The organism is Micromonospora sp. RTBAU3-60 (assembly GCF_054963695.1).
This window is the reverse complement of sequence record NZ_JBUEGB010000025.1, coordinates 32,764-46,578: the sequence shown is the minus strand read 5'-3', so window position 1 is coordinate 46,578 and position 13,815 is coordinate 32,764. Positions and strand designations below refer to the sequence as shown.

13 protein-coding genes and 2 pseudogenes are annotated in these 13,815 nt (G+C 65.0%); 12 read left to right on the top strand and 3 right to left on the bottom strand.

What is annotated here, in order from left to right; genetic code table 11:
• Positions 1–384: 384 nt before the first annotated feature.
• Positions 385–999: a hypothetical protein gene (locus ACY34I_RS23315; protein WP_462757186.1), complete on the top strand. Its 615-nt coding sequence runs from the start codon at positions 385–387 to the stop codon at positions 997–999.
• Here ACY34I_RS23315 and ACY34I_RS23310 read toward each other — a convergent pair.
• On the bottom strand, positions 989–1,435 hold the full coding sequence (locus ACY34I_RS23310) for a hypothetical protein (protein ID WP_462757185.1): 447 nt from the start codon (positions 1,433–1,435) through the stop codon (positions 989–991). The genes ACY34I_RS23315 and ACY34I_RS23310 overlap by 11 nt on opposite strands.
• 36 nt (positions 1,436–1,471) lie before the next feature.
• On the opposite strand from ACY34I_RS23310, the gene ACY34I_RS23305 reads away from it, so the two are divergent.
• The 10 genes and pseudogenes from ACY34I_RS23305 (at position 1,472) to ACY34I_RS23260 (ending at position 11,877) form a co-directional block, all read left to right on the top strand.
• Positions 1,472–2,056 (top strand): HD domain-containing protein, encoded by a 585-nt coding sequence (locus ACY34I_RS23305; RefSeq protein ID WP_462757184.1) that lies wholly within the window; start codon positions 1,472–1,474, stop codon positions 2,054–2,056.
• Positions 2,053–3,054 carry a phosphotransferase family protein gene (locus tag ACY34I_RS23300; RefSeq protein ID WP_462757183.1) on the top strand — a complete coding sequence of 334 codons (1,002 nt, stop codon included), beginning with the start codon at positions 2,053–2,055 and terminating at the stop codon, positions 3,052–3,054. Before ACY34I_RS23305 ends, ACY34I_RS23300 begins: the two co-directional genes overlap by 4 nt.
• Positions 3,055–3,284: 230 nt before the next feature.
• Complete coding sequence (locus ACY34I_RS23295) at positions 3,285–4,916, top strand: helix-turn-helix domain-containing protein (protein ID WP_462757182.1); 1,632 nt, start codon at positions 3,285–3,287, stop codon at positions 4,914–4,916.
• Positions 4,913–5,713 carry a class I SAM-dependent methyltransferase gene (locus ACY34I_RS23290; protein WP_462757181.1) on the top strand — a complete coding sequence of 267 codons (801 nt, stop codon included), beginning with the start codon at positions 4,913–4,915 and terminating at the stop codon, positions 5,711–5,713. Before ACY34I_RS23295 ends, ACY34I_RS23290 begins: the two co-directional genes overlap by 4 nt.
• A gap of 205 nt (positions 5,714–5,918) precedes the next feature.
• Complete coding sequence (locus ACY34I_RS23285) at positions 5,919–6,149, top strand: winged helix-turn-helix domain-containing protein (RefSeq protein ID WP_462757180.1); 231 nt, start codon at positions 5,919–5,921, stop codon at positions 6,147–6,149.
• A 441-nt stretch (positions 6,150–6,590) separates the two neighbouring features.
• Complete coding sequence (locus ACY34I_RS23280; protein ID WP_462757179.1) at positions 6,591–7,301, top strand: hypothetical protein; 711 nt, start codon at positions 6,591–6,593, stop codon at positions 7,299–7,301.
• Positions 7,285–10,143 (top strand): hypothetical protein, encoded by a 2,859-nt coding sequence (locus tag ACY34I_RS23275; RefSeq protein WP_462757178.1) that lies wholly within the window; start codon positions 7,285–7,287, stop codon positions 10,141–10,143. The genes ACY34I_RS23280 and ACY34I_RS23275 overlap by 17 nt, the downstream gene beginning before the upstream one ends.
• 635 nt (positions 10,144–10,778) lie before the next feature.
• Positions 10,779–11,012: pseudogene (locus ACY34I_RS23270) on the top strand (transposase family protein); the annotation flags it as partial.
• Positions 11,013–11,194: 182 nt separating this feature from the next.
• Positions 11,195–11,434, top strand: a pseudogene (locus tag ACY34I_RS23265) (transposase); the annotation flags it as partial.
• 254 nt (positions 11,435–11,688) lie between these two features.
• Positions 11,689–11,877 carry a hypothetical protein gene (locus ACY34I_RS23260; protein ID WP_462757177.1) on the top strand — a complete coding sequence of 63 codons (189 nt, stop codon included), beginning with the start codon at positions 11,689–11,691 and terminating at the stop codon, positions 11,875–11,877.
• Here ACY34I_RS23260 and ACY34I_RS23255 read toward each other — a convergent pair.
• The gene (locus ACY34I_RS23255; RefSeq protein WP_462757176.1) at positions 11,860–12,039 is read right to left on the bottom strand and encodes a hypothetical protein; all 180 of its coding nucleotides are present in this window, start codon (positions 12,037–12,039) and stop codon (positions 11,860–11,862) included. The genes ACY34I_RS23260 and ACY34I_RS23255 overlap by 18 nt on opposite strands.
• Before the next feature lie 912 nt (positions 12,040–12,951).
• Here ACY34I_RS23255 and ACY34I_RS23250 point away from each other — a divergent pair.
• Positions 12,952–13,200, top strand: coding sequence for a hypothetical protein (locus ACY34I_RS23250; protein ID WP_462757175.1), 249 nt, complete (start codon positions 12,952–12,954; stop codon positions 13,198–13,200).
• 299 nt (positions 13,201–13,499) lie between these two features.
• Here ACY34I_RS23250 and ACY34I_RS23245 read toward each other — a convergent pair whose 3' ends face one another.
• Positions 13,500–13,745, bottom strand: a complete 246-nt coding sequence (locus tag ACY34I_RS23245; protein ID WP_462757174.1) for a hypothetical protein — start codon at positions 13,743–13,745, stop codon at positions 13,500–13,502.
• Positions 13,746–13,815 lie beyond the last annotated feature (70 nt).

Here is a 13,815-nt window from a genome sequence, read left to right as displayed (position 1 = left end):
CGACCGATGTCGGCTAGGTCGGGCAGATGGTCCGACAATCCGTTGACAGGTTCTGCGGCTGGTGATGAGTCCAGCCGCCAGGCAGGGGGGAAGGGTGGCCGGAGTAGGCGCCAGGGCGGATCGTGTTCGGCGGGCCAGCTCGACGTCGACTGCAGGCTTCGATGAGATCCGACCTGCGCGGTGATCAACCGGGGCCGCCGATGGGGCAGCAAGGCGTTGTCGGCGAATTGTCGGAGACCATGAACAAGCCTTATCGACAACTCAGATCGATGGCTGTGATGGGAGTGTCATCGTTCGTTCCGGATATGGAGCGGCGGTGAGGGGCAGCGCGAGTCCCGCTCGCGATGCCTTCAAATGTCCACTGTCCCGTAGAAGGGAAGTGCCATGGCCAACTCATCCATGCCCGAGGCCGCGGCGGTCGGTCGTCGGGCCGCCGAGATCCTCGAGGGTATGCGGCGGCATCCGGCCTTCGATCGGTTGCGCAGCTCGTCGATGAAGTACTCCAGCTGTTGGGCGACGTTCACCGGGTATCCGGCGATCAGCCGCTGGTCTTTGGAGCGGGACGCGGGGCCGCTGCTGGTGGAGGCGCTGCGGGTGCTGGCGCTGAAGGCGGCGGTGTTCGAGCTGTCCGGCGGCGACGAGGAGGCCGCGGAGCTGCTGGTGCCGGTGCCGGTGGACGAGATGGTCCACGCGGTGCTGGCCCAGTTCACCCTGATGTCCCGGATGCAGGCCGACCTGGGGGTGGTGTTCCCGCACGCGACGGAGTTGGAGGAGTTCACCTACACCCGCGGCTGCGTCACCGACGCCTACTACGCCGCTGCCGGCTGGGGTGAGCAGCCGCTGCGGTACTGGCTGGACTCCGCCGAGGTGACCCGGCGGCTGGACCAGCTCAACGCCCACTACCAGGCGGCGGGTCTCGGGCGCGACGGCCGCAGCCACGACTTCGACTTCCACCAGCCAGGCCCGGCCCCGGCCGTGCCGGTTGGGGTTAGCGGTTAGCCAGCTCCACCGACAGCACCCGCCGCATGGCCGCCACCACCTGCTTCGGGTCAAACCGTTCACCGGCCAGCCGTTCGGCGCGGGCGACGGCGGTGAAGATCCCGTCCGGGGGCGCGTCCCGGAGAACGGCGACGAGCCAGCCTTCCAGGTCCACCAGGTCGGCAGGTAGTTGAAGCGCTGCCGCGGTCGGTGCCGGTCGCGGTGCCTCGACGGGGACCGGTTCACCGTGTGAGGCGTACCGGCCGGGTGGAAGCCCGACCCGGTACGGGTGGACGCAGACGGCGACGCCGTCTGCGGTGACCCGCCAGCCGATGTCCGGGTGGTAGGCGAACTCGGGTCCGGGCCGGTCGACCACGTCGAACTGGCCCGGCCCGAGCTGCTGGGCGGGGCACACGACGCACGTCTGCTCACACCACTGCGGTAGCGGCCCAGGCATGGCGCCGATGCTACGGCAATCAGGAGGTATCAGGGTATGACGGTCTTATCTCCTCCCCGCCCCATCATCATCGACCACGCGCTGCGGGACGCCGGACGGTGGTGCAAGGGGCACACCATCGACGGCCGTCCTGCCCTGGCGCACGCGGTTCGGGTCGCGGTGGCGATCGGTGAGCATCTCCCCGACACGCCGCCCACCCTGGTCGCGGCGGCGTTGCTGCACGACGTCCCGGACTTCGCCCCGGCGACCCCGGACATCTACGAGTTGCTCGCCGCCGGTTACGGGTCGGAGGTGCCGCGGATCATAGCCGCTCTGCAGGTCGAGCATCGGGCGCTCGACGAGCCGGACCCGCCCGTGCGGGTTGACGACCTGCCGGTGCTGATCGTGTCCACCGCGGACAAGATCGTCGCACTGGGGTCGTTACTACGGCGGGCCCAGGCCAGCGGCAACGTGCCCGACTTCTTCGCCCGACGGCCGGCGCTGCGCGCGCTGCTGCCGCACTTCCGGGCATTCCAGCAGGCCGCGCACTCTCGGGTGCCGGCCAGCATGTCGGCGCGCCTCGACGTCACGCTGACCCGGCTCGAACGGATCGACACCAGCACCCAAGGGAGCACACGGTGAGCACACCCGGACTCGACCAGGGCACCGTCGACCAGCTGCGGCGTGACCTGCTCGCCGACGCCGGGCACGTCCAGACCGGGCGGCAGGTCATCCAGGCGTGGGAGCTGTCCGCCGTCGAGCGTCTGTTCCTCGCCGACGGTAGCAGCATCGTGTACAAGGCGGCCGTAGCACCGTTCACCGGTGAAGCCGCCGTGTTGCGAGCCCTCGGCGAGCAAGGCGCCGCCGTACCCGTGCTGCACGGCTACGCGCTACGCCGTGGGACGCTGGGCATGCTGATGGACGACCTCGGCGACCCGCTGCGACCCCCGACAGCGGCCGAAGCCGCAGCCGCCGCAGCCCAGGTCCACGCCCTCCCGCCTCTGAGCATGCTGCCGACGTTCGACCAGGCAACGCTGGCGCACCTGCCAGAACAGGCAATCGACGCGCTCGCCGCTCTTCGACAGCAGGCACGCTTCCTCAACACCGACCTTGTCGAGGAACTGCTGGAGAAGCTGGCCAACGTCGCGCGAAGGAGAGCGGAAGGGGCCGAACGGCCGCCCTTCGGGCTGTGCCACGGCGAGTTCCATCCCACCTCACTGCACGCCAGCCGAACCGGACGCCACCTCGTCGACTGGGCAAAAGCGTTCACCGGCCCAGGACTCCTCGACCTGGCCACCTGGTTCGGCACCCGCACACCTACCAAACCCGCCAAGCTCACCCAGCTCATCCACGCCTACATCAGCGCCGGCGGCCACCCCGACGCGGCAACCGACCGAGGCGGCCTATCCGCAGCACAGTGGGCGCTCGGCTGGCACCGGGTATGGGCCGCCTGGTGGTTCCTGACCACTGGCGCAGCCGGCCACCACCGGCCGGAGACCGACCAACGCCACAACCAGATCGTCCTGCGCCAGCTGTTGGGAGCCGCGCATCTGTTCGGGATTGCCGTGCCAGCCAGCACCAGCCGGCGGTCACTGGAAGCGGGAAGGTCCCCGCGCAGCGCTGCCGACAGCCTGCCGTAGAAGTCCGACAAAACACTGACATCGCTTCCGGCTGGCCCACCAGGAGCCCACTCGCCCACCCGCCCCGCTTTGACCTGCGTGTTCACTGCAGCAGCACGCTCCCGGAGAGTTCAGCTGGTGCGGGCCTCAGGTGGTCGCGCATCCCTGCACGGCCGTGTCAGGGTTCACGCAAGACCTCCAGCAGCAACACAATCAGGGGCCGGCGGGCTGTGGGATTAGGGAGGCAGGAAGTGGTCGACACGGTAGGCCCTCACGACATCCGTGAGGCGCGGCGCAGACTCGGCCAACAGCTCGCCGCGCTGCGAAAGGCCGCCGGCCACACCCAGCACACACTGGCACCCCTCACCCTGTACGGGCGCAGCACGATCGCGAACGCCGAGACGGGCCACCAGCGACCGGACCGGACCTTTTGGCAACGCTGCGACGAGATCCTGCACACCGACGGGATCCTCACTGCCGGCTACGACCGCATCTTGGCCCTGGAACGCGAGTACCAGCGCGCGAGAGGCACTGCGCTCATGGCATTTCCGCCGCAGCCAGCAGCGGATCACACACCGGTGCCGGCTGCCTCCGGCGCGCTGGTGCAGACGACCGAATCGCCCATGCAGTGGCGTCACGCGCAATTGAAGACCACCTCCGGGGAAACCGCTGAGACAGACGGCCGCAGCCAAGGCGCGGAGCCGCGCGAACAGGCGATCCTTTCGGCTGCAGCCGAACCGCACCCGCCGCAGGTGAATTCCCTTGTCGTATTCGAGCCACAAGACCACGATGACCGGGAATCCGCTGAACCCAGCCCGGTGAGATCCATCGTCATCTGGCATGGGCCCCCCACCGCCGCCATGTTGGAGGACGCGGTTGCGCGGGACGCCCAATCCGCAGCCCGGTTCACCCGGCTCGTCTCCGCCTCAGCTGTCGAGCCCATCGCCATCGACCAGATCTCGGCGGACATCCGTCGCCTCGTCCGTTCCTTCATATCGAGGCCCCTCGCGGAACTGTTCGACGAAATACGAGACCTGCGCCGCAGCGTGGCCGACGTCATCCTGCGGAACAAGTACCCACACCAGCTGAGGGACCTGCACCTGGCCGGTAGCCAACTATCCGGGCTGTCCGCCCACCTCTGTCTCGACCTCGGCGACTACACCTCCGCCGACACCCACGCCCGCGCCGCCTGGCTCTGCGCCGAACTCGCGGGACACCCTGGCATGCAGGCGTGGGTACGAGCGCTGCAGAGCCTCATCGCCTACTGGGACGGACGCGTTGACGAGGCCATCGCCGCCGCCGAGGACGGCACACGATACACCCGCGAAGGAACCATCACGGTCCGACTGTTCAGCCTGCTTGCCCGCGCCGAAGCCCGCCGACACCGTCTTTCGAACGCCCTGGCCGCGCTCGACGCTGCCAGCAATGCCCGGAACAACCTCGCCTCCGAAGATCACCTCGGCGGGCTGTTCACCTTCCCCGAAGCCAAACAGGCCGCTTACGCAGGCACGACACTGCTCACCCTGAACCAACCCACCCTGCTCCAGCGCGCAACCGAGGAGTCCCGACGCGCGCTGGCCCTCTACCAGGCAAGCGCACCAGCGGACCGCTCCGTGGGAGATGTCCTCGCCGCACGACTCGACCTGACGACGGCCCACATCGCCGCCAACGACCTCGACGGCGCCGAGTCGGAACTGGCACCCGTCCTCGCCACCCCGCCGAGCCAACGCACGGCCAGCCTCGTCCGGCGCAGCCACGCCATCGCCACGGGGTTGACCCATCCCCGGTTTGCCGGTTCGCCACAGGCCACCCGGGTGCGGGAGAGTCTGACGACCTTCACCTCCACGCAGGCCAGAGCCGCAAGATATGGGGCGACCGTATGAGCAGCGAACCGACGACCGACCGCACCATACTCACCAACGCCGCCTACGCCTGCGGGCAGCACCTGTCCGCCCGACAGGCGCTCTACCGCTACCAGACACCGGCCTACGACCTGCCCGCCATCGTCCTAGAGAACCTGGCCACCGTCACCGGTACCGTCGCCGACGTGGGCTGCGGCAATGGCCGCTACCTACGACGCCTACGAACCAAACGCCCCGACCTCACCACCATCGGGATCGACATAGCCGCCGGCATCCTCCGACAGACACCCCCACCCGTAGCGGTCGCCGACGCCGCCGCCCTACCACTGCAGAACGAATCAGTCGACGCCGTGCTCGCAATGCACATGCTCTACCACGTCACCGACACGCAAGCCGGCCTGGCCGAACTCACCCGCGTCCTGCGACCACGCGGCATTCTCGTCGTCTCCACCAACGCCAACGACGACAAACACGAACTCGACGACCTCTGGGCCGCCGCCGCAGCGGACGTCCTCGGCACCCCCAACGGTCCGCGACGCATCTCACTCAGCAGCCGATTCCCCCTCGACGACGCCCAAGACCGCCTACGGCCCCACGTCAGCGACATCCACCTCATCGACCTACGCGGCACCATCACCGTCACCGAACCCCAACCAGTCCTCGATCACCTCGCTTCATACGGAGCATGGGCACACCAAACTGGCGTGCCCATCGAAGCAACCCTCCATCGCGTACGCGAACGCGTAACCGAAGCGATCGACCGAGAGGGCACCTTCGTTATCTCCGGACACGGAGGCATCCTCGTCTGCCGCCGATGATCGCGCAGAAACAACCCGACGACGCCGGACAGCGGGAACCTGAGGTGAAGGTGCGTCGAGTCTGACAGCCGCGTCGGTGCCGCGCGATCCTGTCGGCGACTCGACCTGCCATCCCAGGCGGTCACCGCGCTGGTGCACGACCTCGTCTGCGTCACCCTCGATCGCAAGGCCCGGCAGCTGCGCACGGCCTGCACGTGGCCCGCCCGTGGCGCGCTGCCAAGCTGCGTACCTACAGGTCGCCCGGGATATTCGCGAGCAGGTCAGCTCCGGTCAGTTGAAGCCGGGCGACAAGCTGCCCTCGTTCGCCGCCCTCTGCGAGCACTACAAGGTCAGCAACACCGTCATCCGCGCCGCCATGCTGCTGCTCAAGGCGGAAGAGCTGATCGACGGCCGGCAGGGCAAGGGCGTCTACGTCGCCAACCCGCTTCCTCGGTAAGCCGGGGACGTCTCCGAGTCTCGACCCCTCGCTTGTAAGTTCGATGACGCTCAGTCCGCTGAGGTACGCGCCCGGCCGCAGCCAGGAAAGATCGTCGACCACCATCGCTGTCAACCTTCCGTGGACGTTGGTGAACGAGACGGGAATTGAGACGTTGCAGCGGAACTAAGAGGCGCCCCGCACCAGGAGGAACGGCCCTGAACCGCCTGCTCGCATACCGCCGGGTACGCCCCCTGGCCGCTTGCGTGGCTACTCGTCTTGCTGCTCCATTGAACCTCGACCCACATCGGCCCGACCCGCGGTCTGCCCCGGCGGGCTGCGGTATCTGGGCGCTCGATCACCTGGCCCCGCCGGGCGCGCTGAGCAGCGCCAGCGCCATCGATGCGGCATGCTATGGCCGATAGGTCGAGCCCGTACGAACGGATGAGGCATCCAACAGGCATGGGTAGCAGCGAGGCGGACACGCCTGAACCAGAAGCCATGACCCTGGAACGGCCGGGTCTGCGCCTCACTGGCCAGCAGCTAGCACTTGTGGAGGCGCTCGAACAACTGGAGGCCCGCTTGAGGAATATGTACATAGGGTCGCTGGTCGTACTTCAGCAGCAAGACAACACCGAGCGTTTCGTGCAGGCTTCACACACCTTACGTGAAATGATCAACTTGGTCCCCGAAAGCCTGGGCTTCGTGAGCTCCGGGAAGCAAGAGCGGCTCACTGACAAACTACAGAAACCAGAACAAAAGTGGGCGACCGCCCTCGCCGGAAGCAAGTGCAACAAGAATGGCGAATGGACGGGCGAGATCGACCCCCCGCTGCGAGCGGCGTTGAAAGCGATCGGAGAGTTCTTCTCGTGGAAGGCCGCGAACAGGCCGAAGCGACTCAACGACATCGCCGCCGCGCTACGTCGCATGGACGCATCCGGTCGAGACCTCCCGGAACCACTCGCGAGTATCGCGGTGAACCAATGGGACATCACACGCGACTACTTCATAAGCGTATGCCACTATCACAAGACCCCTAATGAGGAAGAGTTTTATGCGTACCTAGACGCTTTGGAGCGGTTCATGCTTGACCGACTTAAGCCGCGCACCTTTGCCGATTTCGACGTGGTCGACAAGATCATTGAGGAGGCCAGCCGTGGCGATCAAGCCTGAACTTGTCGAGCGCGCCATAAACGAAATTAGGAAGAGGCGCGCCAACTACGACTACTTCTTCAAGCGCCTGAACTCTTCCGACTGGATAGGACCACTTACAGAGAACGGGCTGTTCAATAATCCCCCCGGCCTTGAGATCACCGAAGAAGGCATCCGGGCAGCTTCATGGCCACCCTCAGAGTTCTTGGCAAGAGTTGCCACGCAGGCGCCGGACGAAGTTGTAGGTGTCGCTCTAAACATCGAGACCGACAACGAGCGTATTCATGAAGACCTCACCGATATCGCCCTACAACTCCCTCTGCCAATAGGTCGCCCACTGATCGAGAAAGAGCTGGAATGGCTTCGCACTCGATCCCGCCTCTACTTCTCCCTGCCGGAGAAGCTGGTCGAGCTAGTAGAAAAGCTTGCCGCAGAGGGAAGCACGGATCTCGCAATCGAGTTCGCTCGCGAAATCTTTCGCCCGCCCGTTCGCCAAGCCGGCGACCCTGGCCTGATTCACGACCCGGCGAGCGAAAAGATTTCCCAGTGGGACTACGCAAACCTACTGGATCGCACGGCAAACGCCCTCGTTGCCTCCGCGCCAGCGAGGCTTATTGACTACTTAGTGGATCTGCTGGACGAATCAGCGGCCTACGCGTATCCGGCCGAGGCCGAGACCGGAGAGGATTACTCCCAGGTATGGCGCCCCCGGTTGGAATCAGACGATCGGAACGATCGAAGCATTCTCCAAGCCGCCACGTCGACGCTGCGGGACGCTACCAAGTCCGTGCGCGAATTGGGTGCCATATCGGACGAGGCGCTTCTTGCCAGCCTCTTACGGGGCCGGAGCAGAGTTATCCACCGGGTGGCAGCGTTTACACTGGCGGCAGAGCCTGCGCCCGGAGCGAACGAACTCGCTCAGGTCCTAGTCGATCGGGTGGCGTTCTTCTCCGGTGAGCCCAGTCATGAATATCGGGCCCTTATGACTAGCCGGTTCGATCTCCTCGACCAAGCCGATAAGACAACTATCTTGTCGTGGATCGAAGAAGGGCCTGACCTCGTCGCAATTCAGCAGCGGTACCTGGAGCGCGGCGAATCAATGACTGAGGCCGAAGTTCTGCGCTACGGCGCGGCTTGGCGGATCAGAAGGCTGCATCTCATCGAGAAATACCTTCCTAAAGATTGGAAGCGTCGCTATCTAGAGTTGGTGGCGGAATTCGGACCGGCAGAGTTCATCACGAGTTTTGAGGTTACGATGAGCTGGGGAACACAGAGCCCGGCCGACGTAGAGACGCTACGCAGCCTCACGGATGACGAGATCGTGCGTCTCCTACAGTCTTTCGAGGGGAAGCGGAACCAATGGGATGGCCCCTCCCCCGAGGGCTTGGCCCGGGAGATGTCGAATTTCGCTGAGCTAGAGCCAGAGCGCGTGTCCCGCCTCGCTCCGAGGCTAATTGGGCTTAGACCCATTTATGCACAATGGGCTCTCATCGGAATTGCAAAGGGCTTGCGCAAAGGACGAAACGTAGCCTGGGAGCCGCTCATACAGTTCTTGGCGACTGTAGCAGAATTAACCGTCAGCCCCGACGAAGAGGAAGGCGGTGATGAAAACTATGGACGGTGGACCTGGGTAAAGAAGGAGGTCGCCGGCATCTTGGAGGAAGGGCTCCAGCGAAAAGAGGTGAGAGTTCCCGCAGAACTTCGGACCGAATGCTGGCATGTGCTTTCCATCCTTTGTGAGGATCCTGAGCCAACCCCTGAGTACGAGTCCCGCTACGGCGGATCCAACATGGACCCGGTGACACTTTCGTTGAACACCACGCGCGGCCGAGCGATGCGGGCCCTAGTGGCGTACGCACTATGGGTGCACGAATTGGTTCCAACCAAGGATGCGGATTATGCTGGCGAAGTCGGCTTCCGCCGCATGCCAGAGGTTCTCGATGTCTTGAAGCGCCACCTAGATCCTCAGGTGGATCAGTCGACGGCTGTCCGCTCGGTCTACGGACAGAGGTTCCCTTGGCTTGCGTTGATAGATGAGGAATGGGCAAAAAGGGAAGCTTCATCAATATTTCCCACTAACGGTAATGTGTCGATCCTAAAGGACGTAGCATGGACCGCCTACATGATCTATTGCGCCCCGTATAACTCGTCGTTGAGAATCCTGCGGCAGCAGTATGCGACTGCCGTCCAACGAGTGAATCATGACTACGGGGATTCGAGATGGATCGGGGGGAGAAATGCGATATCAGCCAAGAAGCTTGGCGAGCACCTCATCATCTACTACCTGCGCAGCCTTCTCGAATTTCAGGACCATGACAATTTGCTAGGTGGGTTCTTCGACAGGGCTTCACCAGAAACACGGAAGTGGGCAGTCGAGTACCTCGGTCGAATCCTTCGCGATGCGGCCGGACTCGACGCGACGACAATCGAACGGGCTAAGGGACTCTGGGAGTGGAGGAAGACGCGGCTGGAGTCCGGCGAGCCGGAAGCTCGAAGGAGCGAAGCTGCGGCGTTCGCTTGGTGGGCCGACTCTCAGAAGCTCGATAGACACTGGCGCATCGAGCAGTTTGAGTTCGTTCTGAACCTAGGCGCATCGCCCGATCCAGAATCCGTGACATACTCCGGATTGGCAGATATTGCGAACGAGTATCCACTACGTGCAGTTCGCGCCTTGCGCAAGTATCTGGAATTGAACAGGGACGGCTGGGGTATCCACGTGGCACGAGACGAAATTCGGAAGATACTGCGACAGGCGCTGGATGGTCCTGATCCCGCCGGCGTCGAAGCGGCCCTTGATACATTGCACTGGCTGGGATCCCTGGGCTTCACGGAGTTCCGCGATCTAGTCCGCAATCCCACGTGAGGATTAGCCCCAGTTTCCTGAATCGCCATGAAGCGAGACAGTGGAATACGAAGGGATCGGGTACACGGAGCTTTTGCGACGAGATCTAGAACGCCTCGTGGCCAACGAGAGCGGCGGGGAGATCGGAGCGGGCTCCTCTGGAACGCCGACTGAGACGACGACTGAGACGGAACGGGCCGCCGGTGATCCGGCGGCCCGTTTTCGTTGCTGGTCAGAGTGTGGGCGCGGCAGGTTTCGAACCTGCGACCCCTCGCTTGTAAGTTCTGGGCGCTCCGTCAGGTGAGGTCCGCCCTCGTCCGCGACCTCGGACGACCGTCCGGGGCCGGCGGCCAACGGTCGCCCCAGTCCGGATCAGTTGCTGTCAGCGTTGCTGTCGACAGCTCCGCACAGTCTCATCTGACCGTTACCAGCCCATGTCTTGGCTTACCTCTGCCTTCGCCGCCTCGATCTCGTCAAGCGAAGCCCCCGCCGCGTCCGTCTCCTCCAGACGGGTCAGGAGGTCAGGGCCCCGGCAATGTCGTGAGGGTGTCCGGCTTGATCCGCTTGGTGTAGACGCGCCGTTGCTGGTGGTAGCAGGGCGGGCATGACCGTTAAGATGATCATCGAGGTTCTCTACGCCTTGTTGATCGTCGGAAGTGAGTCATGCCCGCGCTGCCATCATCGCTGATCTCGTCTGTGTCCACCGCACCGGCTGTCACCGTGCCCGAACCGCTGCTGGACTGCCCGCAGGGCTGGCCGACCTGCAGGATCCCCGCGCCTGCCGGGGTGTCCGGCACCGGCTGACAGTCGTGGTGACCGCGGCGGTCTGTGCTGTGGTGGCCGGCTACCGCTCCTATACCGCGATCGCCGAGTGGGTCGCCGACGTCCCGGCTGCGACCGCGCTCGCGTTGGGCATCGCCCCGGACCGGCGTCCGTCGGAGGCGATGATTCCGCCGGTTGTTGCAGGCCCTGGACCCGGACCTGCTCACCGCGGCCGTCAGCGGCTGGCTCGCCAGCCGGGCCATAACCGCACCGTCAGCGGGCAGGCGAGCGATCACGGTCGACCAAGGCCCTGCGCGGCTCCCGCACCACCAGCGCTCCGGCCCGGCACGTCCTGGCCGCCTGCGACCAGGCCACCGGAGTGGTCCTGGCCAGCACCGACGTCGATGGCAAGACCAACGAGATCACCCGCTTCGCACCGCTGCTGGACCAGATCGGCGACCTGGGCGACACCGTGATCACCGTCGACGCCCTGCACTGCCAACGCGACCACGTCGCCTACCTGGCCGAACACGGCGCGCACTGGATCCTGACCGTCAAAGGCAACCAGCCCAGCCTGCACTCCCAACTCGCCGGCCTGCCCTGGCGAGCCGTCCCGAACGCCACCCGCGACACCGACCGCCGCCCACGGCCGCCGCGAGATCCGCAGCCCGCCTCGACCAGCCGAAACGGTTCACCACCGAGACCGTCTACGCGATCACCGACCTGCGCGTCCACCAGGCCAGCCCCGCCCAACTGGCCGGATGGATCCGTGGTCACTGGTCGATCGAGAACAAGGTCCACTGGGTGCGGGACGTCACCTACGACGAAGACCGATCCCAGATCCGCACCGGCACCGGACCACAAGTCATGGCCGCCCTCCGCAACGCCGCCATCGGCGCACTCCGCACCGCCGGCATCACCAACATCGCCGCCGCGAACCGGCATCACGCCCGCGACAGCACCCGCCCGCTGGCACTACTCGGCATCACCTAACGACTTTGCCGGGGCCCTGGTCAGGAGGTCCATCAACGCCTGCTTCTGAGCCGGGTGGTTGATCGGGACCGCGTTCAGGTCGACGTCCTGGAGCCAGTCGAACGGAACGAGCGCATCGGCCCGCCAGAGATTTAGGGCGACCTTCGCAAGATCCTCGTTCACACCAGCAGTATCCGGCGTACAGGTCGACTCGTCCGTCGCCCACCAGGTCAGCCGCTATCACATGGCGGCTGACCTGCTGTTTCTTCGGGTGGTGTTGGTCGTCCTCGGTCATCTTTGGTCGGCGCTTGACGGCCCAGCGACGGCCCAGACGGCCCGGAGACGGCCCAGGTCGACCCCTCGTTTGTAAGTTCTGGGCGCACCGTCCCTCGCTGTGCGGCGACGTCCGCCACCTCGGGCGCTCGTCCGCACTCCACCGCCGACGGCTGCCGTAGTTCCAACTCGTTGCTGTCGGGACTGCTGTCAGACGAGACGCCGTCAACCCGTGAACGGATGAGTGATGGATCTTCCCAAAATAGTCCTGTGCGACTCGTTTGTGACGTGCGTCACGCGACCATCGGTCTGCCTGTTAGGCGGTCGTCGATCAGTCTCGATGCTTTTAGCGGGCCCACCAGCGACTTTGCCAGTACGGCGCATTTGTCATGCGGTTCCGCTCCGGGCGACTAATCGAGATATGTTGATTTGCATGCCTCCGTTATGCAAATTGCACCCGCCCGAAGAGAGACGATTTGGGGTGGCTGATAACGGGTGCAAAGGGTCATAGAGGCGCAAAAAAAGTCGCACAAGTTTGTGCGACTGCCGATCTTGGAGTGAGGGAGAGAGCACACGACCGTTTCGGCCCGCCCTCGTTACTCAAGGGACGGGCCGAAGGTCCGTTGGGGGCAGGGGCGGCACAAACCGTTGGCGCGGGTGCCGCCCCCTAACCTGCAATCAACTGGAGAAGGTGCAGGCCTAATGAGGGTAACGAACAGGAGGGGTGGACGGACTCCCCAGAAGGGGAAGGCCACCCTTGCCCTCCCCCACCAGCGTCGGCGCCAGCGTGTGCAGCCGTCTGATGGCCGGACGCGCCGCGAGGTGCAGGAAAACCTGGCCGCTGGCCCTCCCGGCCGACGAGGGTCCGACCGGGACGTCGCCAAGCGGGAAAGGCCCGACGTCTCGGCCCGCGACCGCATCGCGCTGACGTCCGCCGGCATTGCGGGCGGAGCGGTTGTCGCCTGCGTCGTCCTGGCCGCGAGCGGCGCTCCCGATCTGGCGTTCACAGCCGTTGCCGGCATCGGCGCAGCGGCTGCCACTGCCGTAGGGATCTATTTCGGGCGCCGCTGATCCAGCCGTGCCGGACGGGTCTATTCGCTCGTCCGGCACGGCCTCCCACAACCTCAGCTTGGGAATCGGGTTAAGTCGCGGCCCCGGGCGTGGGGTCGGCTGGTCATGGAAGCACGGGCAACACGGCCAAGCTCTGCAATGGACCTTCGCTGGCCGGTGTTGACCGCTGTATCGGGCACGCGTTCAGGTGGGGCTGACGCTTGAACCCCTAAGCCGCGAGGCGACGGCACATCCGCAAAAACGGATTCGTTGCCCGGCTGGCTTGGCTCGTGCCATCGACCTACCAGGTTCCGCGTTGGTCACCCACGCTCTTTCCGGTGTTCGAGGAGGTGCTCCAGGTCGTCAACCTCCCCGTCCCCCGGCCGAGGAAGGATGTTCTTGCGAGACCCGTCAGCGCGAAATGCCTTCTCAACAAGGGGCTTGGTGCAGCCATCCGAGTAGTGGAGCTTGTGACTACCTGCGCGACGCTGCATGATCCAGAAAGTGACGCCCCATCCGACGAAGAGGATCAGACCCACTGCGATCAGCCACTGCTTCCAGCCCACCACCGGCTCCCTTCGCATTGCGCGCCGACCTGGCGACAGTGACACAGCGTAGTCTCATAGCTACATCTAT

What these genes read in the sequence shown, in the direction of transcription:
- ACY34I_RS23315 (WP_462757186.1), top strand. Translation starts at nt 385, where the DNA reads ATGGCCAACTCATCCATGCCCGAGGCCGCGGCGGTCGGTCGTCGGGCC.
- ACY34I_RS23310 (WP_462757185.1), bottom strand. Translation starts at nt 1,435, where the DNA reads ATGCCTGGGCCGCTACCGCAGTGGTGTGAGCAGACGTGCGTCGTGTGC.
- ACY34I_RS23305 (WP_462757184.1), top strand. Translation starts at nt 1,472, where the DNA reads ATGACGGTCTTATCTCCTCCCCGCCCCATCATCATCGACCACGCGCTG.
- ACY34I_RS23290 (WP_462757181.1), top strand. Translation starts at nt 4,913, where the DNA reads ATGAGCAGCGAACCGACGACCGACCGCACCATACTCACCAACGCCGCC.
- ACY34I_RS23280 (WP_462757179.1), top strand. Translation starts at nt 6,591, where the DNA reads ATGGGTAGCAGCGAGGCGGACACGCCTGAACCAGAAGCCATGACCCTG.